Source organism: Oleiphilus sp. HI0117 (genome assembly GCF_001635235.1).
The window spans coordinates 1-888 of record NZ_LWGA01001310.1 but is presented as its reverse complement, the minus strand read 5'-3'; the positions used below and the strand labels follow the sequence as shown (position 1 = coordinate 888).

The following is an 888-nucleotide window of genomic DNA, read 5'->3' as shown; positions in this document are numbered from 1 at the left end:
GAAATGATGCTGGCCGCGTTAGTGAAATTGGCAGTGTAGAGCTCACCGATAAAATGGTGATAGAGCGCTACTCTCATGTTATGCACATTGTCTCGAACGTGACCGGCAAGCTAAAACCCGATACCAGTCCGATTGATGTATTACGCGCGACTTTCCCTGCCGGTACTCTAAGTGGTGCCCCGAAAATTCGTGCGATGGAAATCATCGATGAGCTTGAGCCGGTTAAGCGGGGCGTTTATGGCGGCGCTGTTGGTTACCTCTCATGGAATGGCAATATGGACACGGCGATTGCCATTCGCACCGCGGTCATAAAAGACCAGGTATTGCATATTCAAGCCGGTGCGGGAGTCGTTGCAGACTCGGTACCGCAAAGTGAGTGGGATGAAACCATGAATAAAGGGCGCGCTGTATTCAGAGCGGTGGCAATGGCAACTCAAGGCTTAGACGGGTAAGGAGAAAAACAATGCTATTAATGATTGATAACTACGACTCGTTTACCTACAACGTTGTTCAGTACTTGGGCGAACTCGGTGCCGATGTTCATGTTTACCGTAACGATGAAATTACCATCGAAGAAATTGAAGCGCTAAAACCTAGTAAAATTGTGATTTCACCTGGCCCCTGTACGCCAAACGAAGCCGGTGTATCACTGGCTGCCATTGAGCACTTTAAAGGCAAGCTTCCAATTCTTGGTATTTGTTTGGGTCACCAAAGTATTGGCCAGGCTTTTGGCGGAAATATCATTCGTGCCGGGCAGGTGATGCACGGTAAGACTTCAGCCATGCATCATAACGATAGGGGCGTATTTAAGGGATTGACTAACCCTTTCACCGCAACCCGTTACCACTCACTGGTTATTTGTAAAGATACGCTACCTGATTGCCTGGA

At 48.3% G+C, this 888-nt stretch carries 2 protein-coding genes; both read left to right on the top strand.

The window, feature by feature from the left end:
* Window positions 1-452 (top strand): anthranilate synthase component I family protein (locus A3757_RS22720; RefSeq protein ID WP_197470240.1); only part of this gene is annotated, 452 nt, incomplete at its 5' end.
* 11 nt (window positions 453-463) lie between these two features.
* Window positions 464-888, top strand: a 425-nt coding sequence (locus A3757_RS22715) for an aminodeoxychorismate/anthranilate synthase component II (protein WP_068740352.1), incomplete at its 3' end; no start/stop codon positions are given.